Below are 25,871 nucleotides of genomic sequence, written 5' to 3' on the forward strand. Positions count from 1 at the left end.
ATTTTGTCATTATTCTCAGATAGCCAAAACCTATGAGCGAATTGCCTGATACCGATTTCACCCAACGTTTCATCTTCGACGAGCGCGATGTGCGCGGCGAGTGGGTGTCTCTCGATGACAGCTACGCCGCGGTGCTGGCGCGTCATGAGTACCCACTGCCGGTGCAGACGTTGCTCGGTGAACTGATGTCCGCCACTGCCCTGTTGGTAGGGGCGCTGAAATTCGACGGCCTGCTGATTCTGCAGGCGCGTTCGGAGGGGCCGATCCCGCTGTTGATGGTCGAATGTTCCGGTGATCGCGACATCCGCGGCATGGCCCGCTACGAAGCGGACCAGATCCCGGCCGATGCGACCCTGTCGCAGCTGATGCCCGATGGCCACCTGACCCTGACCATCGACCCGGTCAAGGGCCAGCGTTACCAGGGTACCGTCGACCTCGATGGCGCCAACCTGGCGGAGTGCTTCACCAATTACTTCGTGCAGTCGCAACAGCTCAATACCCGTTTCTGGCTGCATGCCGAAGGCGGCAAGGCCCGTGGCCTGCTGCTGCAGCAACTGCCGCGCGATCGCCAGCCCGACGATGAAGAGCGCGAAGCGAGCTGGCAGCACGTGGTAGCCCTGGCCACCACGCTCAAGGCCGATGAGTGGGCCCTGGACAACGAAACCTTGCTGCACCGCCTGTACCACGAGGATGCCGTGCGCCTGTTCGACATCCAGCCGTTGCGCTTCAATTGCAGTTGCTCTCGTGAACGTTCCGGCAATGCGCTGGTCAGTCTGGGCGAGCAGGACGCCAAGGCCTTGGTCGAAGAGTGCGGCGGGCAGGTCGAGATCGATTGCCAGTTCTGTAACGAGCGCTATTTCTTCGATGCCAGTGACGTGGCGCAATTGTTTGCCGGTGGCGGCACGGACGTAGCCTCAGAAACTCGCCACTGAAACGTTTAACTACAGGACAATTTCCTGTCGAATTGCGCAAAAGCGCAGTTCTGACAGGAGGGGCCTACTTTTTTTGGGCGTTTCTGGCATAATCCGGCCACTTTTTTCGCTGTAGTAGTTTTTTCGAGACAACTACAAAACGTTTGGAGCACTCGGCCTCGGGCCGGATGGGGTATCTCATGACGCAAGCCAACAACACCGTGTACACCGACCTGAGCGTCGATGAGCTGGTAAAAGAAGCGCTGCAACGCGGTGAAGGCGTACTAGCCGATACTGGTGCACTGGTCGTGGAGACTGGTCACCGTACTGGCCGTTCGCCGGCTGACCGTTTCATCGTCGAAGAACCTTCCACCCAGGACGCCATTGCCTGGGGCCCGATCAACCGCAAGTTCCCGGCCGACAAGTTCGATGCCCTGTGGGACCGCGTCGAGGCGTTCAACAACGCCCAGGATCACTTCGTTTCCTACGTTCACGTAGGAGCGGCAGCCGAGCACTACCTGCCGGTGAAGATGACCACCCAGACTGCCTGGCAGAACCTGTTCGGTCGTTGCCTGTTCATCAACCCGGAGCAGTACAACCCGGCTGGCCGCGGTGAGTGGCAGATCCTCAACGTTGCCAACTTCGTGTGCGAGCCGGAGCGTGACGGTACCAACTCCGATGGCTGCGTGATCATCAACTTCGCCCAGAAGAAGGTGCTGATCGCTGGCATGCGCTACGCCGGCGAAATGAAGAAAGCCATGTTCTCGGTGCAGAACTTCCTGCTGCCGGCTGCCGACGTGCTGCCGATGCACTGCGCCGCCAACATCGGCGAAGCAGGCGACGTGACCCTGTTCTTCGGCCTGTCCGGCACCGGCAAGACCACCCTGTCGGCCGACGAAAGCCGTTACCTGATCGGTGACGACGAGCACGGCTGGGGCGAGGGCGTGGTCTTCAACATGGAAGGTGGTTGCTACGCCAAGTGCATCGACCTTTCCGAGAAGAACGAGCCGGTCATCTGGAAAGCCATCAAGCATGGTGCAGTGCTGGAAAACGTCGTCCTCGACGCCAACAAGCACGCCGACTACACCGACGTCAGCCTGACCCAGAACAGCCGTGCGGCCTACCCGCTGGAGCACGTGGCCAAGCGTTCCGAAGCGAACCTGGGCGGCGAGCCGAACGCAGTGATCTTCCTGACCTGCGACCTGACCGGTGTTCTGCCTCCGGTGTCGATCTTGAACAACGAGCAGGCGGCCTACCACTTCCTGTCCGGCTACACCGCGCTGGTCGGTTCCACCGAAATGGGTTCGGGCGGCGGCATCAAGTCGACCTTCTCTACCTGCTTCGGCGCCCCGTTCTTCCCGCGCCCGGCTGGTGAATACGCCGAGCTGCTGATCAAGCGTATCAACGGCTTCAACTCCAAGGTCTACCTGGTCAACACCGGCTGGACCGGCGGTGGCTATGGCGTTGGCAAGCGCTTCAGCATCCCGACCACCCGTGCCGTGATCGCTGCGATCCAGAGCGGCGCGCTGGTTGGTGCCGAAACCGAGCACCTGGACATCATCAACCTGGACGTGCCGAAGGCTGTTCCGGGTGTTGAAGCCGAGCTGCTCAACCCGCGCACCAACTGGGCTGACAAGGCTGCCTACGACGAGGCTGCCAAGGGCCTGGCCAAGCTGTTCATCGAAAACTTCAAGAAGTTCGAAGTTTCCGACGCCATCAAGGCCGCTGGCCCGCAGCTGTAAGCTGCCGCTGGTTGCAACCAGGAGCCGCCCCTCGGGGCGGCTTTTTGTTTCTCCTCCACACGCCCTTGGAGGAGCGGCACAGGCAGCGAAAGTCAGGTTTTTCTGTTTCACTGTCAGCATCCAATGCGAAGACAAGAGCCAGAACAATGACCGAATCCCCTCAACGCACTGCCTTCTCCCACTTCCACCCCATCCTCACCCGCCCGCAGGACAATGACCTGAACGGCCACATTGCCGGGGCCACCGTGCACGGCTTCTTCGAAACCGCTATCCAGGCGTTTCTCGTCGAACAGGCCGAGCTGGACCTGCGCGATGGCGAACTGGCAGCCTTCGTGGTCAGTTCTGCGGCGGATTTCTATGCGTTGCCGGGCTTTCCGGATGTGCTGGAAGTCGGGCTGGGGGCCGCGCGCCTGGCGGGCAGTACGGTGGAGTACCGCCTGGCGCTGTTTCGCCCGGGTGAGCCGCAAGCATGCGCGGCAGGGACGGTGGTACAGGTGTTCGTCGAGCGCGCCAGCGGCCGGCCGGTAATGCTGCCAGAGACGCTGCAAATGATCCTGTCCGGCGTGATGCAGGAACAGCAGGCATGAAAAAGCCCCGCTGGCAGGGGCGGGGCTTTTGTTGCCGGGGCAAAGCCCTCAGGCGTTAGTCGCGCCAGTGGCGTCTGTGCTTGCGGTGGCCGTAGTGGTGGCCATTGTCCCAGTGGCGACGGTCGTCGTCATAGCCGCGACGATAGCGTCGGCCATCGTGGTAATCGTCTTCGTCGGCCTCTTTGCCCAGGTAGCTACCCAGTGCGCCACCGGCACCACCACCGGCTGCTGCGCCAATATAGCTACCGGTGGTACCGCCCATGGAGCGACCGACCACGTTGCCACCTGCAGCGCCCAGTGCGCCGCCGATTGCGGCCTCACCGCGCTGGCGTTTGTCGGCGCCCAGGGCACCACCGGCTGCGCCGCCGAGACCCGCACCAATTGCGCCGCCTGTGCTACCACCGATGGAGTTGCCCACGACAGAGCCCAGTACCCCACCCAATGCGCCGCCAATGCCGGCCTCGGTGGTGCCGCCTGCCATGGCAACGCCGCTGAGCAAGCTGAAAGACAACAACAGTATCGAGGAGTACTTCTTCATCAAGAGAGCCTCATAGGGATGACGAGGCGAATTTGAGGCTAACAAGCTCGCCTGGCAATGGAAATCCGACGAGTAACACGAGTTGTACACAATTCTCTAAGTTACTGTATTTGCTGTGAAACTTTAGCTATTTTTCGCTGTCTGAGACTTTTATGACGAAGCCCTGAACCGCACTGGAACAGGGCTTTTTTCGTTTTTGGCGGGCGGCACAGCCGGTGCCATCCACCGCGTCGCCTGCTTCGCGGATAAATCCGCTCCTACACACGGCTTCGACTTGACGCTGCACCTGTACAAGCGGCTTTGGTCGCGAACAGGCCGGCGCAGTCTAGAGGATTCGCCCGTCGCCCTGCGCTCGCTCCAGCTTGATGGCAATGAACTTCGATGTCGGTGTGTAGCTGCCATCACCAACGCTCTCCAGCGGTACCAGCGGGTTTACCTCTGGGTAATAAGCCGCCGCCTGCCCTGCCGGGATGTCGAAGGCCAGCAGGGTGAAACCCTGCACCCGGCGCACATGCCCATCCCCCCACAACGACACGATGTCGACCTTTTGCCCCGGCTGGAAGCCCAGGCGAAGGATGTCGGCTTCGTTGACGAACAACACCTCGCGCTGGCCGCGCACACCGCGGTAGCGGTCGTCCAACCCGTAGACGGTGGTGTTGTACTGATCGTGCGAACGCATTGACTGCATGATCAGGTCCGGCAGTTGGCCGCTGGCGCGGACACGCTCGTCGAGCAGCGTGTCCGGCAGCTGGTTGGCCTTGAAATTGGCGCGGCTGGTGCTGGTCTTCCATTCGCGGGCGGCAGCGCTGTTGCCCAGGTAGAAGCCGCCCGGCTGGCGCAGGCGCTGGTTGAAGCCGGAAAAGCCGGCGATGGTGTCGCCAATCAGGTCGCGAATACGATCGTAGTCGGCCACCAGCCAACGCCAATCAACCGGGTTGTTGCCCAAGGTAGCGGCTGCGATACCGGCGATGACCGCAGGCTCCGAGCGCATCTGCGGTGACAGCGGCTGCAGCTGGCCGTTGGATGCGTGGACCATGCTGAACGAGTCCTCTACCGTCACCGCCTGTGGCCCTTCGGCCTGCAGGTCGATATCGGTACGCCCCAGGCACGGCAGGATCAACGCCTGCTTGCCGTGCACCAGGTGGCTGCGGTTGAGCTTGGTGCTGATATGCACGGTCAGTTCGCAGTTGCGCAGCGCCTGGGCGGTACGTTCAGTATCCGGTGTTGCCTGGGCGAAGTTACCACCCAGGCCGATGAACACCTTGGCCCGGCCCTCGAGCATGGCGTGAATCGCTTCGACGGTGTTGTGGCCAGGGTGCCGTGGCACGGCGAAGCCAAAGCGCTTTTCCATGGCATCGAGCAGTGCCACTGGCGGGCGCTCGTTGATGCCCATGGTGCGGTCACCCTGTACGTTGCTGTGGCCACGCACTGGGCACAGGCCGGCGCCAGGCACGCCGATGTTGCCGCGCAACAGCTGCAGGTTGACGATTTCCTGGATGGTCGGCACCGAATGGCGGTGCTGGGTGATGCCCATTGCCCAGCACATGATCACCCGCTTGCCACGGCAATACATGCGCGCGGCCAGTTCGATATCGGCCAGGGGCAGGCCGGACTGCGCCTGAATGTGTTCCCACGGCGTGGCATCCACCGCCGCCAGGTAGTCGTCGACACCATGGCCATGCTCGGCGATGAAGGCGTGGTCGAACACCGCCGGCTCGCCCTTGGCCTGGGCTTCGCGTTCCCACTGCAGCACGAACTTGGCCATGCCGCGCAGCATCGCCATGTCGCCGCCCAGGGCCGGGCGGAAAAACGCCGTATTGGTCGGGCGGTCGCTGTTGGTCAGCATTTCCAGTGGGTGCTGAGGGTGCTGGAAGCGCTCCAGGCCACGCTCCTTGAGCGGGTTGACGCACACCACCTGGGCACCGCGCTTCACCGCGTCGCGCAGCGGGTCGAGCATACGCGGGTGGTTGGTGCCCGGGTTCTGGCCCCAGACGAAAATCGCATCGGCGTGTTCGAAGTCGTCGAAGGTGACGGTGCCCTTGCCCACCCCGACGCTTTGCGCAAGGGCCACACCACTGGCCTCATGGCACATGTTCGAGCAGTCGGGGAAATTGTTGGTGCCATAGGCACGCACGAACAGTTGGTACAGGTACGCCGCTTCGTTGCTGGCGCGGCCCGAGGTGTAGAACTCAGCCTGGTCGGGGCTGGCCAACTTGTTGAGTTCGCGCCCGATCATGGCGAAGGCGGCATCCCAACTGATCGGCAGGTAGCGGTCGCTGGGGGCGTCGTAGACCATCGGTTCGGTCAGGCGCCCCTGGTATTCAAGCCAGTAGTCGCTCTGGCCCAGCAGCGAAGTGACGCTGTAGCGGGCGAAGAAGGCTGCGTCGACGCGGCGCTTGGTCGCTTCCCAGTTCACTGCCTTGGCGCCGTTCTCGCAAAACTTGACCATGCCGCTTTCCGGCGAATCGCCCCAGGCGCAGCCGGGGCAGTCGAAACCGCCGTTCTGGTTGGTCTTGAGCAGCGCGCGAATGTTCTTCAGCGCGTTATCACTGCCGACCCAGGCCTTGGCCACGCTGCGCAGCGCACCCCAGCCACCGGCGGGGCCGTGGTAGGGCTTGTAGCGAGGAGGTGAGGCTGGGGCGTTTTCCGGGAAGTGCTGGTACGAGGTCACGACTGTTACGACTCCGCCGCGGGGCTGTAGACCCGCGGTGCGCTGTGCTTGGGCAGATGGATGAGATTGAGGTTGTGCTTGCGTGCCCATTGCAGGGCGAGGCCGGTGGGCGCTGACAGGCTGACCAGGGTCTGGATGCCGGCCCGCAGCACCTTCTGGATCAGCTCCAGGCTGCAGCGGCTGGTGACGATGGCCAGGCCGCCCTGGCTGTCGATGCCCTGGCGCAGCAGTGCACCGATCAGCTTGTCGAGGGCGTTATGCCGGCCGATGTCTTCGCGGCCGAGCAACAGTTCGCCGTTGCGGTCCATGAACAGCGCCGCGTGCACCGCGCCGCAATGCTGGCCGAGGGGTTGGAAGGCATCGATGCGTTCGCGCAGCCCGACCAGCCATTGCGCAGGCGGCAAGGCGGCGCCAGGCAGCTCGGCCAGGTCCGGCAACGCCTGCTCCAGCGCTTCGACTCCGCACAGGCCACAACCACTGGTACCGGCCAGCTGGCGGCGCTGGTTCTTCAGGTTCCAGAATGCACGGCTGGAAATCTCCAGGTCGGCGTACATCGCCGAGCCACTGCCGGACAGTTTCAGGTCGTAGATTTCTGCAGTGCCTTCGACAATACCGCTGCCGACGCTGAAACCGACCGCGAAGTCTTCCAGGTCGGTGGGGCTGACCAGCATCACCGCCTGGTTCAGGCCGTTGTAGGCAATGGCCAGGGCTACTTCCTCGGCCAAGGGGGTACTGTCGCGTCGGGCGTCGTTGAGCTGGACGTAATCGTAGGTGTTGCTGGCTGCGGGCATGGACAAGGGCGAGGCCGCGCAGAGCGGAGGCTTGCTTTTCATCGGGGCTGGCTGTTCGTCGGAGCTATCGGCAGCTATCAGATAGCACAAGCCTAGGCGTGCGGGCCGGCGGCGTCTAATCGCTAGGGTCTATGCCTTGATAGAGCGCGTCGATGGGGTGTGCAGGCGGAGTCTTTGCCTAGACTTCACTGTCCAACGGTTTCACGTCAACAAGGAGAGTGTCATGAGTCTGTTCAGTTTTGTGAAAGAGGCGGGCGAAAAGTTGATCGATCTGCTGACCCCGGGTAATGCCAACGCCGAAGAACAGCTGAAGAAGCACGTGGAAAGTGTCGGCCTGGGTAACCCTGACATCAGCGCCACGGTCGAGGGCGACAAGATCATCCTCAAGGGCGAGGTGGCCAGCCAGGAGGAAAAGGAGAAGATCATCCTGGCGGCGGGCAACATCAGCGGTGTGGCCAGTGTGGATGACCAGATCACCGTAACCGGGCCGGTGGCGCAGGCGGCGCGGTTCGTGACCGTGGAGAAGGGCGACACGCTGAGTGCGATTTCGAAGAAGGTGTACGGCGACCCCAACAAGTACCAGAAAATCTTCGAGGCCAACAAACCGATGCTCAAGCACCCGGACAAGATCTACCCGGGGCAGGTGCTGCGGATCCCGGACTGATCGCGCCAGCCTGGGCCGGCCCTATCGCTGGCAAGCCAGCACCCACAAAGTGTTGCATCGCCTACAAGGCAGGTGCAGTACCTGTGGGGGTTGGTTTGCCGGCGACAAGGCCATTACAGGCCTTCCAGTAATTCCCGATAATCCTCGACGGCGGCAAACTCTTCGGTATCCCGCGGCCCCGCCTGGCTATCTGGCTGGCGCACCGCCAGCAGATGCACCACGCCGAAACGCCGCGCACTGCGCAAGATCGCCAGGGTGTCATCAATGAACAGGCTGCGCTCCGGTGCAAAGCCGATATCCGCCTGCAAGGCATCCCAGAACTGCGGGCTCTCCTTCGGGTAGCCATAATCGTGCGAGCTGATGAGCCGCTCGAAATACGGCCCCAGCTCCACCCGTTCCAGCTTCAGCGACAGTGAATCCCGGTGCGCATTGGTGATCATCACCACGCGCTTGCCGGCCTTGCGAATTGCCGCCAGGAACGTGTCGGCATCCGGGCGCAAGGCGATCAGGTGGGCGATTTCCCGTTTCAGTTCGCGAATCGGCAGGCGCAGTTCGCGGCTCCAGAAGTCCAGGCAATACCAGTTCAGCGTACCGGCATTGCGCTCGAACAGCGGCTGCAATTCCATTTCCGCCATGGCCCGGCTTACCCCGTGCAGCTCGGCATAGCGCTGGGGCAGATGGTCCAGCCAGAAGCGGTTGTCGTAATGCAGGTCGAGCAAGGTGCCGTCCATGTCCAGCAGGACAGTATCGATGGCAGACCAGGGAAGAACAGGCATGGGAAATTCTCGATCAGTCGGCAAGCCACGGTATAGTAACCCGTTCACGCCAAGGAGCCGCCCCATGCGCCAGAAACCCACCGTCCTCAGCCGCGAAATCGTCGCCAGCAGCCGCCTGTTTCGCGTCGAAGCCGTGCAATTGCGTTTCAGCAATGGCAATGAGCGCACCTACGAGCGCCTGGTGGGGCGCGGCAATGGCTACGGCGCGGTGATGATCGTGGCCATGCTCGACGCCGAGCACGCCGTGCTGGTGGAAGAATACTGCGGCGGCACCGATGAATATGAGCTGTCGTTGCCCAAGGGCCTGATCGAGCCGGGCGAGGACGTGCTGGCGGCAGCCGACCGGGAACTCAAGGAAGAAGCCGGTTTTGGTGCGCGCCAGCTGGAGCACCTGACCGAGCTGTCGCTGTCGCCGGGCTACATGAGCCAGAAGATCCAGGTGGTGCTGGCCAGCGACCTGTACGAGGAGCGCCTGGAGGGCGACGAACCGGAGCCGATGCGGGTCGACAAGGTCAATCTGCGCGAGCTGTCGGCGTTGGCCATGCACCCGCAGTTCACCGAGGGCCGTGCCCTGGCGGCGCTGTACCTGGCACGTGACCTGCTGATCCAGCGGGGGCTGCTGGAAGCATGAACGATCTCCAATTGATGCACGAAGTGGTCAAGCTGGCGCTCAAGGCCGGCGAGGCGATCCTGCCGTTCTGGCGCGCCGATGTCGCCGTGACCAGCAAGGCTGACGATTCGCCGGTGACCGCCGCCGACCTGGCGGCGCACCGGGTGATTGCCGATGGCCTGCTGGCGCTGGCGCCGCAAATTCCGCTGCTGTCCGAAGAAGACTGCAATATCCCGCTGGCCGAGCGTCAGCGCTGGCAGCGCTGGTGGCTGGTCGACCCGCTGGACGGCACCAAGGAATTCATTGCCGGCAGCGAGGAATTCACCGTCAACATTGCCCTGGTCGAAAACGGCGAGGTGGTGTTTGGCGTGGTTTCGATGCCAACCAATGGGCGCAGCTACTTCGGTGGCCGTGGGCTGGGCGCCTGGCGTGCGGAGGCCGGTGAAACCGCCCAACCCATCCAGGTACGCACTTCTGCGCCAGTGGGTGGGCGCTTTACCGTGGTGGCCAGCCGTCGGCATTCCAGCCCGGAGCAGGAAGCGTTGCTGGCCGGGCTGGGCGCTGCGCTGGGTGAACTGGAGCTGGCCAACATCGGCAGTTCGTTGAAGTTCTGCCTGTTGGCGGAAGGTAGTGCCGATTGCTATCCGCGCCTGGCGCCGACCTCGCAGTGGGATACGGCGGCGGCCCAGGGGGTGGTGGAAGGGGCCGGGGGCGAGGTGATCGGGCTGGATGGCCTGCCGTTCCGCTACCCGCCACGGGAGTCATTGCTCAACCCGCACTTCCTGGCGTTACCGGCCAATGCGCAATGGCGCCAGGCCTTCCTGAGCCTGATCTGACCGCCGCACACGATCAACGGTGCAGGACGTACTGCCCGCTGAACCTTACCGCCGGCTCATCACTGCCGGCATTGCTCACCGTGGTTTCCAGCGTCAACCGCGCCCGCCCGCGACGCTGGTACATCGCCACGAAGCGCTCCCAGGTTTTCTCGTCCGGTGCCGCGCAACGTGCCACCGCCGCCCCGGTCACCGGCAGCGGATAGCTGATCTGCCCCTCCTGGATGACGATATGCCCGTCATCGATACCCAGCTCGCGCAGGCGCAGGTGCAGCCAGCCCCAGCCCACCAGCACGGCAGCGCAGTACAGGCTGCCACCGAACATGGTGCTCTTGTGGTTGACGTTGGCCGCCAATGGCAGTTGCAGGCGCAGGGTGTGCTGCTGCCAGTCGAGCACTTCCAGGCCCATTTCACGGGTCAGCGGGATGTCGCCGTGCAGCACGGCCTGGAGATACTGGCTATCGCTATTCATCAACGGTTGTCCTCGTGATCGTCATGCCCGCCATTGCCGCCGTCAAAGCTCAAGCCATGCTTGCGCAATTTGTCGTGCAGGGTCTTGCGGGGGATGCCCAGCGCTTCGGCCAGGCTGCGCATGGAGCTGTGGGGCTGGGCCAGTTCGGCGGCGATCAGCGAGCGCTCGAACTGCTCGACCTGCTCGCTGAGGTTGCCGCTCAGCATCGGTACCGCCGGCATCGCGGCCGGTGCCGTCTGGCCATCCAGGGCCAGTTCCAGGCCAAGGGCGAAACGTTCGGCGGCGTTCTGCAGTTCGCGCACGTTACCGGGCCAGGCGTGGCGCAGCAGCATGGCGCGCTGGGCCGGCTGCAGGGTGTGCGGGGCCAGGCCATGGCGCTGGCTGGCAGCGTCGGCGAAGTGCTGGAACAGTACCAGGATGTCATCACCGCGTTCGCGCAGCGGTGGAATGCGCAGCGGCGCCACGTTCAGGCGGTAATATAGGTCGGCGCGGAAGCGCCCCTGGTCGGCGGACTGGCGCAGGTCTTCCTTGGTCGCGGCGATGATGCGGATGTCCAGCGGGATCAACTGGTTGCCGCCCAGGCGTTCAACCACTCGTTCTTGCAGCAGGCGCAGCAGCTTTACCTGCACATCCAGGCTCATGCTCTCGATCTCGTCGAGGAACAGCGTGCCGCCATTGGCAAACTCGAACTTGCCGATGCGGCGCTTCTGCGCACCGGTGAAGGCACCAGGCTCATGGCCGAACAGCTCGCTTTCGACCACCGACTCGGCCAGGGCGCCAGCGTTGATTGCCACGAACGGGCCGTCGCGGCGGCTGGACAGGTCGTGCAGGGCGCGAGCCACCACCTCCTTGCCAGCGCCGGTCTCGCCCAGGATCAGTACGTCGGCGCGGGTGCCGGCCAGGGCGCCGATCTGCTCGCGCAGGCGCAGCATGGCCGGCGACTGGCCCACCAGGCGGGTGGCCAGTTGCTGGCGGTCGCTCAGGGCCAGGCGCAGGCTGCGGTTGTCCAGTACCAGGCGGCGCAAGGCCAGGGCGCGACGCACACTGTCGAGCAGGGCGTCGCTGGCGAAGGGCTTTTCCAGGAAGTCGTAGGCACCGGCACGCATCGCCTGCACCGCCAGCGGCACATCGCCGTGGCCGGTAATCAACAATACCGGCAGCTCGTTGTCGCGGCCATGCAGTTGTTCCAGCAGTTGCAGGCCATCGATACCGGGCATGCGGATATCGCTGACCACCACGCCAGGCCAGTCGGCTTCGATGCGCTCGGCCAGGCCCTGGGCATCGGCCAGCGCGACCACCTTGAGCCCGGCCAGGTCCAGGGTCTGGCTCAGGGCCTGGCGCAGGTGCGGGTCGTCGTCGACCAGGATGACCTGGGCTTGGCTGTCGATGAGTGTCGCGGTGGTCATGCCGAGGGGTCCTCCGAATTGGGCAAAGTAGCGCCAGGCGCGGCCACACGCAGCTGCAAGGTCAGCAGTGCACCGCCTTCCGGGTGGTTGGCCAGCAGCAGTTCACCGCCCAGGGTGCGCATCAGGCTTTCGCAGATGGCCAGGCCCAGGCCAAGGCCCTGGGTGCGGGTCTTGGTGGTGAAGAATGGCTCCTTGGCATGCTCCAGGGCCTGGCGGCTGAAGCCGGGGCCGTTGTCGCGAATGTACAGATAGACGCAGTCGTCGCGCTGCTCGGCACTTAGCCACAGGCGGCGGGGGTTGGCCTTTTCGGTCAGGGCATCGAGGGCATTGGCCAGCAGGTTGCCGAGCACCTGGCGCAGGCGGGTCTCGCCCGCCTGTACCCACAGGGTGGCTTCCGGCAGATCGCGAATCAGCTCCACGGCCATGGCGCGTCGACGCTTGGCCAGTAGCGCGAGAGCATCGTCCAGGGCCGGCTGCAGGGCTACGCTTTCCGGTGCATGGCGGTCACGGCGGGCGAAGGCGCGCAAGTGAGCGATGATCGAGGCCATGCGCCCGGTCAGCTCGCCGATCAGCTTGAGGTTGCCGCGGGCGTCCTCGATGCGCTGGTGGTCGAGCAGGATCTCGGCGTTCTCCGCGTAGCTGCGGATGGCCGCCAGTGGTTGGTTGAGTTCGTGGCTGATGCTGGCTGACATGGTACCGAGCACCGAGAGCTTGCCGGCCTGCACCAGCTCGTCCTGGGCGCGTACCGCTTCTTGCTGGGCGTTCTCGCGCTCCAGCACGGCACGCTTGAGCCGGGTGTTCAGGCCTTCAAGGTCGGCGGTGCGTTCGGCCACGCGTTTTTCCAGTTCCTGCCGGCCACGGGCCTCGAAATCGATACGGTCGATGTAATGGCGGCGCCGTTGCATCACCAGGCCGGCCAGCAGCATCAGCACCAGCAAGGTGCCGGCACCGATGGCCATCACGGTCCGCACCGAGCGGTCTACCAGCATGCGCGGGGCAAGGATGCTGACCTGCCAGCCGGTTTCCTGGATGTCGCGGGTCTGGGTGATCCACGCGTCCGGGTTGAGCACCAGCGGTTGCGGGGCCTGGGTCGGGTAGGGCTGGATGGCGATGATGGCCTGGCGCTCGGCCTCGCTCAGCGGGCGGGTGGCACGGAAGCGCCAGTCCGGCCGTGAGGTGAGGATCACAACGCCATTGTGGTCTGTCAGCAGCAGTTGCTCGGGCGTACGGCCCCACAGGGTTTCGGTGTGGTCGAGGTCGACCTTGACCACCAGCACGCCAACGATGCGTTCACGGTCGCGTACCGCGGCGGCAAAGAAATAGCCGCGCTTGGCCGAAGTGGTGCCCTGGCCGAAGAAACGCCCCAGGTGGCCGGCCATGGCTTCGTTGAAGTAGGGGCGGAAGGCGAAGTTGCGGCCGACGAAGCTGTCGCGCTTGTCCCAGTTGGAGGCAGCCAGGGTGTTGCCGTTGATGTCCATCAGGTACATCACTTCGGCGCCGGTCTGCTCGACGATGCCTTTGAGCAGGCGGTTGGCATTGGTCACCGCCTCCAGGCGCAACGGGTCGGCCAGCACGCTGCGCAGCGCCGGCAGGTCGCCGAGGATCTGCGGCAAGGTCTCGTAGCGGTGCAGGGTACCGAGCAGGTTGGCCACGTACAGGTCGAGGGTTTGGCGGTTCTGCGAGGCCAGCTCTTGCTGATAATAGCGTTCAGCCAAGTGATGCAGGGGCCACAGTAACGGGGCCAGGCACAGGGCCAGCAGGGCCAGGCTGCGCCAACGGGGGCGGCGTGGGGGCGTGGGTTTTGCAATCATCACGGAGAGGCGCCAGAAAAGTCTGACGCAATTATGCGCTAGTTACGGCAGCAGTTCCGCCTTTGCCCATGGACTGTCGACCTAGTCGTTGCCGGACAGCGTCGGTGGCTGGGCCAGCCCCAGCCGATACCGGCTGCCGGGGCGAACTCGCTGGCGTTGAATGCCTCGAAGAAAAAACCAGGGCGACAGACGTGGATGCCGTAGATGACGTTTGTCGATTGTTATCGATTTTTAAACGAATCTGTTCGTAATTTTGCGCGAGGATTGGGCTTTAAAGATCGATATATATCGGTTATAAATGGATAAACGCCCCAGCACAGTCCGGCCAAGGGCCATCACAGAGGTCAACCATGAAAACCCTCAATTCCACCCCCCGTGCCGATGGTTTCCACATGCCCGCCGAGTGGGCCCCGCAGACTCAGGTGTGGATGGTCTGGCCAGAGCGCCCGGACAACTGGCGCCTGGGCGGCAAACCGGCACAAGCTGCCCATGTGACCCTGGCCAAGGCGATTGCCCGCTTCGAGCCGGTTACCGTCGCGGTTTCCGCTGCGCAGTACGAAAATGCCCGTCGCCAACTCGACCAGCCGAACATCCGCGTGGTCGAGATCAGCAACGATGACGCCTGGGTACGCGACACCGGCCCGACCTTCGTCATCAACGACCAGGGCGAAGTGCGCGGCGTCGACTGGGGCTTCAACGCCTGGGGCGGCTTCGATGGCGGCCTGTACGCACCGTGGAACCGCGACGAAGAACTGGCGGCCAAGGTGCTGGAAATGGAGCGCTGCCAGCGCTACCACACCGCAGGCTTCGTGCTCGAAGGCGGTTCGATCCATGTGGACGGCGAAGGCACCGTGATCACCACCGAAGAATGCCTGCTCAACCGCAACCGCAACCCGCACCTGAGCCGCGAACAGATCGAAGCGGTACTGCGCGAGCATCTGGCGGTGGACACCGTGGTCTGGCTGCCGGATGGCCTGTACAACGACGAAACCGATGGCCACGTCGACAACTTCTGCTGTTACGTGCGCCCGGGCGAAGTGTTACTGGCCTGGACCGATGATTCCAACGACCCCAACTATGCGCGCTGCCACGCTGCCATGGAGGTGCTCAAGCGCACCCGTGATGCCAAAGGCCGTGAGTTCATCGTGCATAAAATGCCGATCCCGGGCCCGCTGTTCGCCACCGCTGAAGAGTGTGCCGGTGTCGACCAGGTGGCTGGCAGCCAGGAACGTGACCCGTCGGTGCGCCTGGCCGGCTCGTACGTCAACTTCCTGATCGTCAACGGCGGCATTATCGCGCCAAGCTTCGACGACCCAGCAGATACTGAGGCCAGAGCGATCCTCGAGAAGGTTTTCCCCGATCATGAGGTGGTGATGATCCCCGGCCGCGAGCTGTTGTTGGGCGGGGGTAATATCCACTGCCTGACCCAGCAGCAGCCAGCGCCGGTCAAGCGTTGACAGCAACGTGAATGAAGAGGCCCGTCACCTGACGGGCCTTTTTCATTTGCGGGCGATGTCCGGTGGGGTGTTCTGGCATATCTTTTGTATTGATTTCAAAGGGATAGCCAGATGGGTAGCGCGGCAAGGCCGTGCTATCGATCTGTAACAATACATAAGTAGATTTGCCGTCCACGGGGCCAAGGAGTACGTGTAGAGATGAATGCAGCAAGTGAGTCGGCTTTGCGCCCATCGGCAGTGAATCACCAATCGCTCAAGCTTGTGGCGAAGTGGTTGAAACACCATGGAAGCATCAGGGTCAGGACGACCGACCCACGACATCTGCTTGCCGGGCGATACCCCCAAGGCCTGATCAGCGAAGCGGAAATGCAGGCGCTGATGGCGGTGTGGCACTGATCGGTTGTTTGAACCTGCCGGCCCCGGGAAGGGGCCGGCACAGGTGACATCCATCTGGACTTGTTCTCCAGTCAGCCCCGATGCAGGCGCCCCCCTCGCTCATCCCCAGGCTTCCTTCCGCTGTATCTGCACAATTCCCGAATAACGTCTTCCCCGCGCCAAGTCGTCCTGCCCGCGATCGATACGACTTTTCCTACTTAAGATAAATTGCCTGCTGATAGCGCAACGCTAGGCAGAAATGCACTCGGCTTGCCCACATTTTGGTTATAACCATCTTCATTTCACGATTTTTTGACATTTGCAAACGTGCACGGCTAGGATTCGGCCAACGCCTGCTGGCCATCATCGTGGCCACGCAGCTGCCAGAGCCGCCGTGTGAGTACCGGCAGGCCTTCCAGTCTGGATCCGCATAGCGTCGAACCTACGAAGGGGCGTTGGTTCCTGGCGTCATATTGCAGAGCGTTTTTGATTACGAACAAGGAAAACAACATGTTGAAAACCAGGATCAGCCTGGTCGCCCTGGCGATGATCGCCGCGACCCAGGCCCAGGCCAATGACCAGGCCGACAGCAAAGGCTTTATCGAGGACAGCCACGCCAACGTCCTGCTGCGCAACGCCTACATCAATCGTGACAAGAAGCACGGCACCGACGACCAGATCGAATGGGGCCAGGGCGTCATCGCCAACTTCTCCTCCGGCTTCACCCAGGGCACCGTCGGTGTCGGCGTCGATGCATTCGGCCTGTACGCCGTGCGTCTGGACGGCGGCAAGGGCCACAACGGTGGCGCTGGTGTCGACTTCTTCAAGCCATCGGACTTCAAGGACGAGAACGGCAACGCCAACTCGCCGCACAACCTGGCCCGTGGTGGCGCTGCAGTGAAGTTCCGTATCTCCAACACCGTGCTCAAGTACGGTGACCAGATGCCGGCACTGCCAGTGCTGCAGTACGACGACGCCCGCCTGCTGCCAGAAAGCTTCACCGGTACCCTGATCACCTCCAAGGAAATCCAGGGCCTGGAACTGAACGCCGGCCGCTTCACCCAGGAAGCGCGCAAGAGCGCCGAGCGCCGTGACGGTGGTGGCCTGAAGTCGATCAACGTGCTCGGTGGCAGCTACAAGTTCACCGACAACTTCACCGCTTCGCTGTACACCGCCGACAACGAAGACGTGATGAAGAAGCACTACCTGGGCCTGAACTACGTCTTCCCGATCGCCAACGACCAGTCCCTGACCCTGGACTTCAACGGCTACAAGTCGGACATCGACAACAAGTTCGTCAAGAGCGCCGAACTCAACGGCGACTCCAACACCATCTGGAGCCTGGCCGCCACCTACGCCTACGGTGCGCACTCGTTCACCATCGCCCACCAGCGCAGCACCGGCAGCACCGGCTACAACTACGGCTGGTACCAGAATGCCGGCGGCGTGGGTGACGGTGGTTCGACCATCTACCTGGCCAACTCGTACTGGTCCGACTTCAACGCCGAAGACGAGCGTTCCTGGCAGCTGGGCTACGGCCTGGACTTCGGTGCCTACGGCATTCCGGGCCTGACCTACAAGCTGGCCTACGTGGTGGGTGACAACATCAATACCCGCAACGTCGCCAACCCGCAGGGCTTCGGCGAAGGTAAAGAGCGCGAGATCTTCAACCAGATCCGTTACGTGGTGCAGGACGGCCCGGCCAAGGACCTGTCGATCAAGCTGCGTAGCTCGTTCGTGCGTACCAACAACGCCGTGCAGCAGAACGGTTACAACGACGACGGCAACGAAGTCCGCGTATTCGTCGAGTACCCGATCAGCATCTTCTGATCAGCAGAGCCTGGGGCTGCAGGGCAGCCTCAGGCTTTTCTGTTACGCCGGCTCCACCTCCCTGCGCCGCACCGCTGCAACCCTCACCTCCCCCTCACCCGTCTCTGGCGCAAAACTGTCGCTACGCGCCATCCGCCACATCCGCGCATAAAACTCGCTTTCAATCGAGCCACTGAGCAATTCGCCCGGCTTGAGAAACGTGTGCAGGTCCGAAAACAAGCCGATTTCGCTTGAGCTGATACGCCGCGCCAGGTGCTTGGGTTTGAGCTGCGAAGGGTGCTCCAGCCCCGCAGCGGCCAGCATCTCTGCCAACGCATGCAGCGTATTGCGATGGAAGCTGGCAACCCGTTCAGCCTTGTCCGGCACCACCAGGGCGCGCTGGCGCAGTGGGTCTTGCGTGGCCACCCCGGTCGGGCACTTGTTGGTGTGGCAGCTCTGCGACTGGATGCAGCCGATGGCGAACATGAAGCCGCGCGCGGAGTTGACCCAGTCAGCGCCGATAGCCAGCACACTGGCGATGTCGAAGGCGCTGACGATCTTGCCCGCTGCGCCAATGCGAATGCTGGAGCGCAGGTTCAGGCCGACCAGGGTGTTGTGCACGAACATCAGGCCCTCGCGCATCGGTACGCCCATGTTGTCGCTGAACTCGCGTGGCGCCGCGCCGGTACCGCCTTCCTTGCCGTCGACGACGATGAAGTCCGGGGTAATGCCGGTGGCCAGCATTGCCTTGGCGATGCCCATGAATTCCCACGGGTGGCCCAGGCAGAACTTGAAGCCCACCGGCTTGCCGCCCGACAGCTCGCGCAGGCTGGCAATGAACTGCAGCAACTCGACCGGCGTGCGGAAGGCACTGTGCGCCGCTGGCGAAATGCAGTCTTCACCCTCGCGTACGCCCCGGGTCTGGGCGATTTCGCGGCTGACCTTGTGCCCCGGCAGGATGCCGCCGTGGCCCGGCTTGGCGCCCTGGCTGAGCTTGACCTCGATCATCTTCACCTGCGGCGAGCGGGCCTGCTCGGCGAAGCGCTGCGGGTCGAAGCGACCGTCCTCGGTGCGGCAGCCGAAGTAGCCACTGCCGATTTCCCAGATCAGGTCACCGCCATGTTCACGGTGGTACGGGCTGATACTGCCTTCGCCCGTGTCATGGGCAAAACGGCCCATGCGTGCACCACGGTTGAGCGCCGCGATGGCGTTGGCGCTGAGCGCGCCGAAGCTCATCGCGGAAATGTTGAAGATCGACGCCGAGTAGGGCAGGCGACACTGCGGCCCGCCGATGGCGATGCGAAACGAGGCAGGGTCCGGCGTGTTTACCGGCAACATGGAATGGCTGATGAACTCGAAGCCGGGCTTGTAGGCGTCGTTGAGCGTGCCAAAGGCCTTCTCGGCGCTTTCGTTCTTGGCCCGGGCGTAGACCAGCGAGCGCTGAGCGCGGGAAAACGGCAGCTTGTCGTCGTCGCCCTCGATCAGGTACTGGCGGATTTCCGGGCGGATGGTTTCGATCAGGTAGCGGATGTTGCCCAGGATCGGGTAGTTGCGGCGCACGGCATGGTGGCTTTGGCGCAGGTCATTGAGGCCGACCAGGCTTAGCAAGGTGGTGATCAGCGTGATGGGCCATAGCCAGGTGTGCGTGTGTAGCAACGGCAGGCTGGCGAGGGTGAACAGTAGGCAGAATGCGAGGCAGGCGTAGCGGCTGGGTAGGGAATGTTTCATGGGTCCATCACAGGCAGGATGACCCGGCCTAGGATAGGCAAAGGAGGGTTAGGGAAAACCTGGGTAATCGGTAAAAGACTGTTGCATGGTTGTCATGTCTCTGGCCTGGACGGGCGCCGATTTAATGCATGGTTTGTCAGGGCTTGGGGGCTGTTCCATGCTCGCGGTCGATCGGTTTTTCCAGTTGGTTATCGAAACTGTCCCAGTCTTCGCCGAACAGTTCTGCTGGATGCATGGTCCGGCTCGCGCCGTTGCCGCATGCGAGTGCCTTGGCTGGGCAGTAGAGGTCGCAGCCCCAGCAGATGCGTTCGGGGTGGCTGGGGTTGGTGGGGAATTTCTTGGCCATGGTGAGTTGCCTCGATGAGGGCTGATCTCAGGCTAAGTCATCTGTTTGGAGCTGGCTTGATTGGGATCAATGCTAGAAAGGGGGTCGAGCCGAGCGTATTGAAAACAAAAAAGGCCCACCTTTCGGTGAGCCTTCTTTGATACTGCGTATGGTGCCGGCACCAGGAATCGAACCCGGGACCTACTGATTACAAGAAGGATGCTTTCTCTAGCTATATCGGCCACATAGCTGGATTCTTGTTACGCAAGAGGTGCGGTAACGGCCAGACTCCATGCGGAGTCTGCCGAGCTTGTTACGCAGGCTTGGGGAGGCGTTAGAGGGGGGCGGGCGAGAGCTACTCTGTCAGCCAGTTAGGTTGATTACGCCAATCGTCAGGGAAGCCCATCTGTTGCAACGCATCCTCTCTGCAGGTCTCCAGGACAGTAATGAGGCCTGCTTTCCATCTGCTATCGGGGCTCACTATATCCGTCAGATAGGCCAATACCGTCAGTACGATGTAAACCCGATCCTTTGGGCGAGGGCGGCCCCCCGGAACCATCGGTATGGCCCAGCTGTTAGGAAGCTTGGGTCGAACGCCTAACTCCCGATTCCAGAGCCGCGCGTGATGTGCACAGCAGTTTCTGATGAACGTGAGCGTATGGAGCCATGAGGCCAGTACTTCGTGCGCGACGCCGAATCTTTTCGCAATGGCTTTCTTATCGGGGGCGCGTGCCAGCGAACCATACAGGGTCGAAATGGTGCCCAAACTGAGTTCTTCAGTTATCGCCCAAGACGGAGGCAGATCCGGGGCGCTGTAGGTGTGACCGTAGAATCGAAAATAGTTGTCGCGCATGCGGCTTTCGATTCGTGCGCGCTTTTGATCATTCGTTTGGGGGCCGGCGTTGATGCGATTGGCCTCCCTCTCGAGCTTTTCTTTCTCGTTCCGGATTTTGTCATGGAGCGGCCGAAGTAGCTCTGCATGGCGAAAGTCGCGTAGAAAGTTGTCCTTATCACAGAACCAGTCGGCGCCATAGTTCGGAGACATGTGATTACTTAGGCAGGCGCGCATAGCGACCTCTACCTTTTCGATGGCGGCCATTACCTGATGGCGCAGCTTGGCATCGAAGCGGTAAATCTCAACGATCTCTCGCAGGGAGCTGCCTTCCTTGAACCTATGGTCGGCGCCAGGCTCTTGGAAAGGGCGCATGTAAGGGCTGAGCCGAAAGAGTGTTACGACCTCAAGGAATCGAGTGGCGCGCTCGTCGTTGGCGACGGTGAGGCCGCGGCGCTTAAGCAGATCCAGTTGCTCTTCTACTGTGAGGGCCGGTTTATCAAATGGCCTCATGCAGCAAATCTCCATGGCAAAAAAAACCCGCCGATTTGAGCATTCTGAAGAGACTTCAGCAGAGGCTTGGCGGGTGTGTTGGTGCGGAATCTAGAGGACAATCTCAGTGCCGTCAAATCTGGGCACGAGCGGGCCGACAGGTGGGGTGAGTGAAAAATAGAGTGCTGGGGCGAGAGCTGCCGCTGATGTAACCCCTATGTAAGCGGCTGATGGCGTGGGGGCTACTGCACCGCCTTTAGAAAACCATGGAGGTGCCTATTGAGCTGGATGCTGCATTCTGAGAACTCATCAGCAATATCGCGGATTTTCTGCGCGGTCCATGCCTCCCCGTTTCGGAAAAGCTTTGCTTTCTGATCGGATGAGTCGGTACCTGGGCGACCATGCAGTAAGCCGTTGCGCTGCTCCACCAGCTCGCCGAATTTTTGAGCGCTCACTATGAGCTCAGTTCGATCCGGGTGTTCCGCTAGCCCATCAGCTAGCAAGAGCAATCTCTTGGCAATCGCGCCAGCGGTTTTGGGGTTTAGCTCGTTGATGGAGCCGGGCTTTATGCGCTCGCAGGCCCAGACGGCATTCCATTCAAGGATGCTGAAGACAAAGGCCGCCTCTCCCAGTGCTTGGGCGTATTCCGCATCCACTGGTTGGCGTAAGCGTGCGTTCTTCAATGACGTCTCTCCTAGGAGGATTCCCGGAGAGACCGTGCCTGATCGTATCCCCTCAGCACAAGAGCAATCAGGGATAGAGCAATAGAGGATTGATGGGCTTTTACGTGGGCTTGTTACGTAGCACTAGGTCAAAAGCCAGCCAAACAATACTGTAAGTGCTTGATTTATATGGTGCCGGCACCAGGAATCGAACCCGGGACCTACTGATTACAAGTCAGTTGCTCTACCATCTGAGCTATACCGGCAGTGGGGCGTCATTATAACGATCGGTTGGCGCCTGTAAACCACTTCGTTGCGATTGTTCGCAAATGACCTAAGTTACCGGTCTGAAAGAAGAATTTTCCTACCAGCCGCGGTGGATGGTGGTGACGCTTGGCTCGGTTTTGCCTGGGTTGAAGAACAGCTTGTCATTGTCGCAGCCACGCTTGCGGCACGGGCTTTCGGTGCGCAGGGGCAGGCCGTTGTCGCCGCCCAGCTGCATGCCGGGGTGGTTCCAGTCCAGGCTGCTGTGGGGTTGGGGCGGGGTGCTGCTGGCGCAGGCGGTCAGGGCCAGGGTGAGGCACAGCAGGGCGAGGGGCTTGGTCTGGGTCACGATGGTCGGGTCCGTTAGTCCATTGTCGGTTCTGGCGCAACGCCAGAAGGTCGCGGGGCTGGCGGGCAGCGCGCGACGTCACTTTTTAATGATTTGGGGGGCGGATGATACACCGTTGCGGTGGTTGAGCATTAGCCTTGTGTTGTCTCGTAGGGCCTCATCGCGGGTGAACCCGCTCCTACAGGTACCGCGTCGCTCTGAAGTTAGAGGTCAGACAATTCTGAACTTGGGGGCAAATGCTTCAGGGTTTGGGGGCTTCGGACCTATCCTACGCGTGCCGCTGAAGTATCGCTGTTGTCGGGGAAATGGCTCACGGATACCGTTTTCGGGTCGCTCTGGCGACCGGGTGTGAGAACCCGACTCGAATAAGCGCTACCCATTTATGGTGGCCGTACGCGGGCAGACTTCGGTCTGGCCGGGCTTCCTTATTCGACCGGTTTCTCACCCCGCGTACGGCTGCCACCCAAATCCGTGAGAAAGATTTATGGCAGTGCCTTCCCCGAGTAAGGATCTATGCCATGAAGAAAAACATCATCGAGCCCATCACCACCGCAGGCCTGGAAACCTTCCTCGCAGCCGGTAACCCGTCCCTCAACCTGCTACGCGTCCAGCCCGGCGTCCCGGCCGATGCTGTCTACGAGCACGTCTCGATTCTGATGGGCTACATCAAGCACCTGGTGCGCGAGGGGGATATGGAGGATGACCACAAATTCCTCGGCGCGGCTGATTACTTGTGCGACATGGCCAAGGCGCTGATGAACGATATCGAGATTGCCAAAAACAAGACGCATTGAGCACACCAAGGCCCTGTTGTACCAACCACAACAAATGTTTATGCACAAGTGGCATTGATGGCTTGCGCGAAACGCATGCCGGATCGGCATTCCGCTGGTCTTTGCGCAAACGCCTGTTTTTACTGGGCTTGAAGTACTGGGCGGAATAAGTCAGCCGCTTGAAATAGCGCTTGGATCCAACAGCTAATCAAAAGCTTGTACACAGAGTTATCCACAGGTTGTGCTGCGGCTGACGGTCGCGTTCCGCGAGGATCAGCAGGTTGCGTGGGGTCAGTGGATAGTCACAGAACAGGCCCAGTTGCACGTTATAGCCGCGTTCTTCCAGAAACAGGGCGCGATCCAGTACCAGCCACAGCTCCAGCGGCCGACGGAACAGGTTGCGCACGCGCTCCAAGTTACGGACCTCGGCCAGGCGTTGCCAGCCGGCTGCTTCCAAGGCCGCCCAGTCCGGGTTGCCGGTCAGTTGCAGTTGCTTGAGCTCGGCCAGGTCGCGGCAGTATTGCTCGAAGGGTTTTTCCAGCCAGGCCACGGGCAGCGAAGGCGTCGGCAGGTATTCGGCGCTCTGGCGCTGCCGGCGTTGCAGCAGGTCGAAGCCCAGGCGCCGGGCCATCGAGGTGTCGCGCTGGCGCCGCACGCGGGCGCCGGCAGTGACGGTTTCGCTCAGCGGCAGGCCCAGGTCATCCAGCGACAGCTGCAGGCTGGACGCTTGCGCGGCTGTGGATAATGGCTGGTACTGCTGCGTTGCAATGCGGTTGTAGCAGCAAGGGGCGACGGCCAGTTGGCGGCAGCCTTGCTGGCTGGCCAGCTGCATCAGGCGTACATGCAAGTCGCCACAGGCGTGCAGGGCGACCACGGTTTTGTCGTCTGCCAGGTGGCGGGCGCTGTCGTCGGCCATCACATCCTGGTGCAGGTGCAGCGCCGGCAGGTGATGGTGCGCGCTCAGGGCCTGGCCGGCGGCGACCAGATCGGCGTCGTATTCCAGGCAGGTCAGCTGCTGGCCGGGTTGCAGCAGGCGGCGGCCGAGGTGGCCTTTGCCGGCGCACCAGTCCAGCCAGTGACGGGGCTGCGCGCGGAAGCTCAGGTGGCTGGCGAAGGCTTCGATCTGCTGCCATTTGCGACCGGGGACGGCAACGTCGAGGCGGTGGGCGGCAGCGGGCAGGTCGGTGGCCGGGAGGTTGCCAAGGGTAGCGAGCTGTTGGGCTTGCCGGGCCAGTTGTGGGAATGGGGCGGGCAAGTCCTCGGTGACGCTTTCGGTCTCTGCGTCTGCCAGGGAGCATTGGCGCAGGTGTGCGGCAAGTTCTGGATGCGCGGTTTCCCACTCCAGTTGCAGGGTAGTGAAGGGGCGGGGTTTCCACAGCTGCTGGTGCTCGATCAGGAATTGGTCAAGGGCCTGGAAGCGGGTGCTTAGGTGATGGCTGTGGAGGTGGCTGGGCATGGCAAGGATGTGTGGTGGTTTTTAGGGCCTCTTCGCGGGCACGCCCGCTCCAACAGGTATAGCGCCACATTCAAGGTTGGCGCTACACCTGTGGGAGCGGGCGTGCCCGCGAAGCAGTCAGTGAGGTTTCAGCGGCCTTGGCACGCATCCACACGCAGCCAGCGCTCCAGCAGCTTGAAGCCCTGCACCAGCACGAACGAGATCACCAGGTAGAACACCCCGGCGGCAAAGAAGATTTCTACCGGCAGGTAGGTGCGGGCAATGATGGTACGGGCCATGCCGGTCAGTTCCAGCAGGGTCACGGTACTGGCCAGGGCGCTGGCCTTGAGCATCAGGATCACTTCGTTGCTGTACGCCGGCAGGCCGATGCGCGCGGCGCGCGGCAGCATGATGTAGAACAGCGTCTTGCCACGCGACATGCCCAGCGCCCGTGCCGCCTCGATCTCACCCTTGGGGATCGACTGCAGCGCACCGCGCAAAATCTCGGCGATGTAGGCGGCGGTGTGCAGGGTCATGGTCAGCACCGTGCACCAGAACGGATCGCGCAGGTAAGGCCACAGCGAACTCGAACGCACCACGTCGAATTGCGCCAGGCCGTAATAGACCAGGAACAGCTGCACCAGCAGCGGCGTACCGCGGAAGAAGAAGATGTAGCTGAACGGCACGGCGCGTACATACCAGTGGCGCGAGGAGCGGGCGATGCCCAGCGGGATGGCCAGGATCAGCCCGGCCACCACGGCGATGGCTACCAGCTCCAGGGTCAGGGTGGCACCCTGGGCCAGGCGTGGCAGCCATTTGATGATCACTTCCCAGTTCATTACACGGCCCTCGCAAAGCCGCGAGCGGCGCGTTTTTCCATGAAGTGCATGCCGGTCATGGCGATGATGGTCAGGCTCAGGTAGATGCAGGCCGCGACCATGTAGAAGGTGAACGGCTCCTTGGTCACGGTCACGCCGATTTGCGCGTGGCGCATGATTTCTTCCAGGCCGATCACCGACACCAGTGCGGTGTCCTTCATCAGGATCATGAACAGGTTGCCCAGGCCGGGCAGGGCGATGCGCCACATCTGCGGCAGGATGATCCGCGACAGGATGCGGCCCTTGGACAGGCCCAGTGCCAGGCCGGCTTCGCGGTGGCCCTTGGGGATCGCCAGGATCGCGCCACGGAACACTTCGGTGGCATAGGCGCCAAAGCACAGGCCCAGGGCAATCACGCCCGCCGCGAAGGCGCTGAGCTCCAGGCCCGGCATGTTCAGGGCCTCACCGAGGCTGTTCATCAAGCCTACGGTGCCAAAGTAGATAAGCAGGACCCACAGCAGTTCGGGCACGCCGCGCACCAGGGTCGAATAGAAGCCGCCAAGCCATTGCAGTGGCTTGACCGAGGAAGTCTTGGCCAGGGCGCCGAGCAGGCCCAAAACCAGGCCCAGCAGCAAGGCGCAAAGCGCCAGTTTTACGGTCATCAGGGTGCCGGCCATCATGGCCGGACCGAATCCGTGCAGGTCGATATTCATGGGCAGGTCATTCTAGGGACTGGCGCG

General features: G+C 62.4%; 24 protein-coding genes and 1 tRNA gene. 9 read left to right on the plus strand and 16 right to left on the minus strand.

Going from position 1 to position 25,871, the window contains the following annotated elements; translation table 11 throughout:
* Positions 1-32 precede the first annotated feature (32 nt).
* From hslO to HU760_RS23975, 3 genes are all read left to right on the plus strand, one after another.
* Entirely contained in the window at positions 33-932 is a 900-nt protein-coding gene (gene hslO, locus HU760_RS23965) for an Hsp33 family molecular chaperone HslO (protein WP_186674925.1), read from the plus strand.
* Positions 933-1,111: 179 nt separating this feature from the next.
* Entirely contained in the window at positions 1,112-2,653 is a 1,542-nt protein-coding gene (locus HU760_RS23970) for a phosphoenolpyruvate carboxykinase (RefSeq protein WP_186674926.1), read from the plus strand.
* Between the two features lie 146 nt (positions 2,654-2,799).
* On the plus strand, positions 2,800-3,240 hold the full coding sequence (locus HU760_RS23975; RefSeq protein ID WP_186674927.1) for an acyl-CoA thioesterase: 441 nt from the start codon (positions 2,800-2,802) through the stop codon (positions 3,238-3,240).
* Positions 3,241-3,295: 55 nt separating this feature from the next.
* Here HU760_RS23975 and HU760_RS23980 read toward each other — a convergent pair whose 3' ends face one another.
* The 3 genes from HU760_RS23980 to fdhD form a co-directional block, all read right to left on the minus strand.
* Complete coding sequence (locus HU760_RS23980) at positions 3,296-3,778, minus strand: YMGG-like glycine zipper-containing protein (protein ID WP_186674928.1); 483 nt, start codon at positions 3,776-3,778, stop codon at positions 3,296-3,298.
* Between the two features lie 325 nt (positions 3,779-4,103).
* Positions 4,104-6,449, minus strand: a complete 2,346-nt coding sequence (locus HU760_RS23985; RefSeq protein WP_186674929.1) for an FdhF/YdeP family oxidoreductase — start codon at positions 6,447-6,449, stop codon at positions 4,104-4,106.
* A gap of 5 nt (positions 6,450-6,454) precedes the next feature.
* Positions 6,455-7,282: a formate dehydrogenase accessory sulfurtransferase FdhD gene (gene fdhD / locus HU760_RS23990; RefSeq protein WP_186674930.1), complete on the minus strand. Its 828-nt coding sequence runs from the start codon at positions 7,280-7,282 to the stop codon at positions 6,455-6,457.
* A gap of 181 nt (positions 7,283-7,463) precedes the next feature.
* Here fdhD and lysM point away from each other — a divergent pair, with 181 nt between their 5' ends.
* On the plus strand, positions 7,464-7,904 hold the full coding sequence (gene lysM / locus HU760_RS23995) for a peptidoglycan-binding protein LysM (RefSeq protein ID WP_186674931.1): 441 nt from the start codon (positions 7,464-7,466) through the stop codon (positions 7,902-7,904).
* Between the two features lie 113 nt (positions 7,905-8,017).
* Here lysM and yrfG read toward each other — a convergent pair whose 3' ends face one another.
* On the minus strand, positions 8,018-8,680 hold the full coding sequence (yrfG, locus tag HU760_RS24000; protein WP_186674932.1) for a GMP/IMP nucleotidase: 663 nt from the start codon (positions 8,678-8,680) through the stop codon (positions 8,018-8,020).
* A 64-nt stretch (positions 8,681-8,744) separates the two neighbouring features.
* On the opposite strand from yrfG, the gene nudE reads away from it, so the two are divergent.
* On the plus strand, positions 8,745-9,311 hold the full coding sequence (gene nudE / locus HU760_RS24005; RefSeq protein ID WP_015268611.1) for an ADP compounds hydrolase NudE: 567 nt from the start codon (positions 8,745-8,747) through the stop codon (positions 9,309-9,311).
* Entirely contained in the window at positions 9,308-10,126 is an 819-nt protein-coding gene (gene cysQ / locus HU760_RS24010) for a 3'(2'),5'-bisphosphate nucleotidase CysQ (RefSeq protein WP_186674933.1), read from the plus strand. The genes nudE and cysQ overlap by 4 nt, the downstream gene beginning before the upstream one ends.
* A 13-nt stretch (positions 10,127-10,139) precedes the next feature.
* Here cysQ and HU760_RS24015 read toward each other — a convergent pair whose 3' ends face one another.
* From HU760_RS24015 to HU760_RS24025, 3 genes are read right to left on the minus strand one after another with little or no spacing between them, the layout of a single operon-like run.
* Positions 10,140-10,595: a thioesterase domain-containing protein gene (locus HU760_RS24015; RefSeq protein WP_186674934.1), complete on the minus strand. Its 456-nt coding sequence runs from the start codon at positions 10,593-10,595 to the stop codon at positions 10,140-10,142.
* On the minus strand, positions 10,595-12,001 hold the full coding sequence (locus HU760_RS24020; RefSeq protein WP_186674935.1) for a sigma-54-dependent transcriptional regulator: 1,407 nt from the start codon (positions 11,999-12,001) through the stop codon (positions 10,595-10,597). Before HU760_RS24020 ends, HU760_RS24015 begins: the two co-directional genes overlap by 1 nt.
* Positions 11,998-13,812 carry a sensor histidine kinase gene (locus HU760_RS24025; RefSeq protein ID WP_186674936.1) on the minus strand — a complete coding sequence of 605 codons (1,815 nt, stop codon included), beginning with the start codon at positions 13,810-13,812 and terminating at the stop codon, positions 11,998-12,000. The genes HU760_RS24020 and HU760_RS24025 overlap by 4 nt, the downstream gene beginning before the upstream one ends.
* A gap of 350 nt (positions 13,813-14,162) precedes the next feature.
* Between HU760_RS24025 and aguA the strand changes: the two genes are divergently transcribed.
* Positions 14,163-15,269, plus strand: coding sequence for an agmatine deiminase (gene aguA / locus HU760_RS24030; protein WP_186674937.1), 1,107 nt, complete (start codon positions 14,163-14,165; stop codon positions 15,267-15,269).
* An 885-nt stretch (positions 15,270-16,154) separates the two neighbouring features.
* Entirely contained in the window at positions 16,155-17,474 is a 1,320-nt protein-coding gene (locus tag HU760_RS24035) for an OprD family porin (RefSeq protein WP_186674938.1), read from the plus strand.
* Positions 17,475-17,516: 42 nt separating this feature from the next.
* On the opposite strand, the gene HU760_RS24040 is transcribed toward HU760_RS24035, so the two are convergent.
* From HU760_RS24040 to HU760_RS24065, 6 genes are all read right to left on the minus strand, one after another.
* Complete coding sequence (locus HU760_RS24040; protein WP_186674939.1) at positions 17,517-19,181, minus strand: FMN-binding glutamate synthase family protein; 1,665 nt, start codon at positions 19,179-19,181, stop codon at positions 17,517-17,519.
* 136 nt (positions 19,182-19,317) lie between these two features.
* Complete coding sequence (locus HU760_RS24045) at positions 19,318-19,527, minus strand: DUF3079 domain-containing protein (protein ID WP_186674940.1); 210 nt, start codon at positions 19,525-19,527, stop codon at positions 19,318-19,320.
* A gap of 334 nt (positions 19,528-19,861) precedes the next feature.
* On the minus strand, positions 19,862-20,851 hold the full coding sequence (locus tag HU760_RS24050) for an Abi family protein (protein WP_186674941.1): 990 nt from the start codon (positions 20,849-20,851) through the stop codon (positions 19,862-19,864).
* Positions 20,852-21,072: 221 nt separating this feature from the next.
* Positions 21,073-21,513, minus strand: a complete 441-nt coding sequence (locus tag HU760_RS24055) for a hypothetical protein (RefSeq protein WP_186674942.1) — start codon at positions 21,511-21,513, stop codon at positions 21,073-21,075.
* A gap of 169 nt (positions 21,514-21,682) precedes the next feature.
* Positions 21,683-21,758 (minus strand) — tRNA-Thr (locus tag HU760_RS24060).
* A 98-nt stretch (positions 21,759-21,856) separates the two neighbouring features.
* On the minus strand, positions 21,857-22,105 hold the full coding sequence (locus HU760_RS24065) for a hypothetical protein (protein WP_170027842.1): 249 nt from the start codon (positions 22,103-22,105) through the stop codon (positions 21,857-21,859).
* A gap of 518 nt (positions 22,106-22,623) precedes the next feature.
* Between HU760_RS24065 and HU760_RS24070 the strand changes: the two genes are divergently transcribed.
* Positions 22,624-22,899 (plus strand): DUF3077 domain-containing protein, encoded by a 276-nt coding sequence (locus HU760_RS24070; RefSeq protein ID WP_186674943.1) that lies wholly within the window; start codon positions 22,624-22,626, stop codon positions 22,897-22,899.
* 187 nt (positions 22,900-23,086) lie between these two features.
* Here HU760_RS24070 and HU760_RS24075 read toward each other — a convergent pair whose 3' ends face one another.
* From HU760_RS24075 to HU760_RS24085, 3 genes are all read right to left on the minus strand, one after another.
* Positions 23,087-24,334, minus strand: a complete 1,248-nt coding sequence (locus HU760_RS24075; protein ID WP_186674944.1) for a methyltransferase — start codon at positions 24,332-24,334, stop codon at positions 23,087-23,089.
* A 128-nt stretch (positions 24,335-24,462) separates the two neighbouring features.
* Positions 24,463-25,152: an ABC transporter permease gene (locus HU760_RS24080; protein WP_170027845.1), complete on the minus strand. Its 690-nt coding sequence runs from the start codon at positions 25,150-25,152 to the stop codon at positions 24,463-24,465.
* Positions 25,152-25,844, minus strand: a complete 693-nt coding sequence (locus HU760_RS24085) for an ABC transporter permease (protein WP_186674945.1) — start codon at positions 25,842-25,844, stop codon at positions 25,152-25,154. Before HU760_RS24085 ends, HU760_RS24080 begins: the two co-directional genes overlap by 1 nt.
* Positions 25,845-25,871: the final 27 nt, after the last annotated feature.

It is taken from the genome of Pseudomonas oryzicola, assembly GCF_014269185.2.
GTDB lineage: Bacteria > Pseudomonadota > Gammaproteobacteria > Pseudomonadales > Pseudomonadaceae > Aquipseudomonas > Aquipseudomonas oryzicola.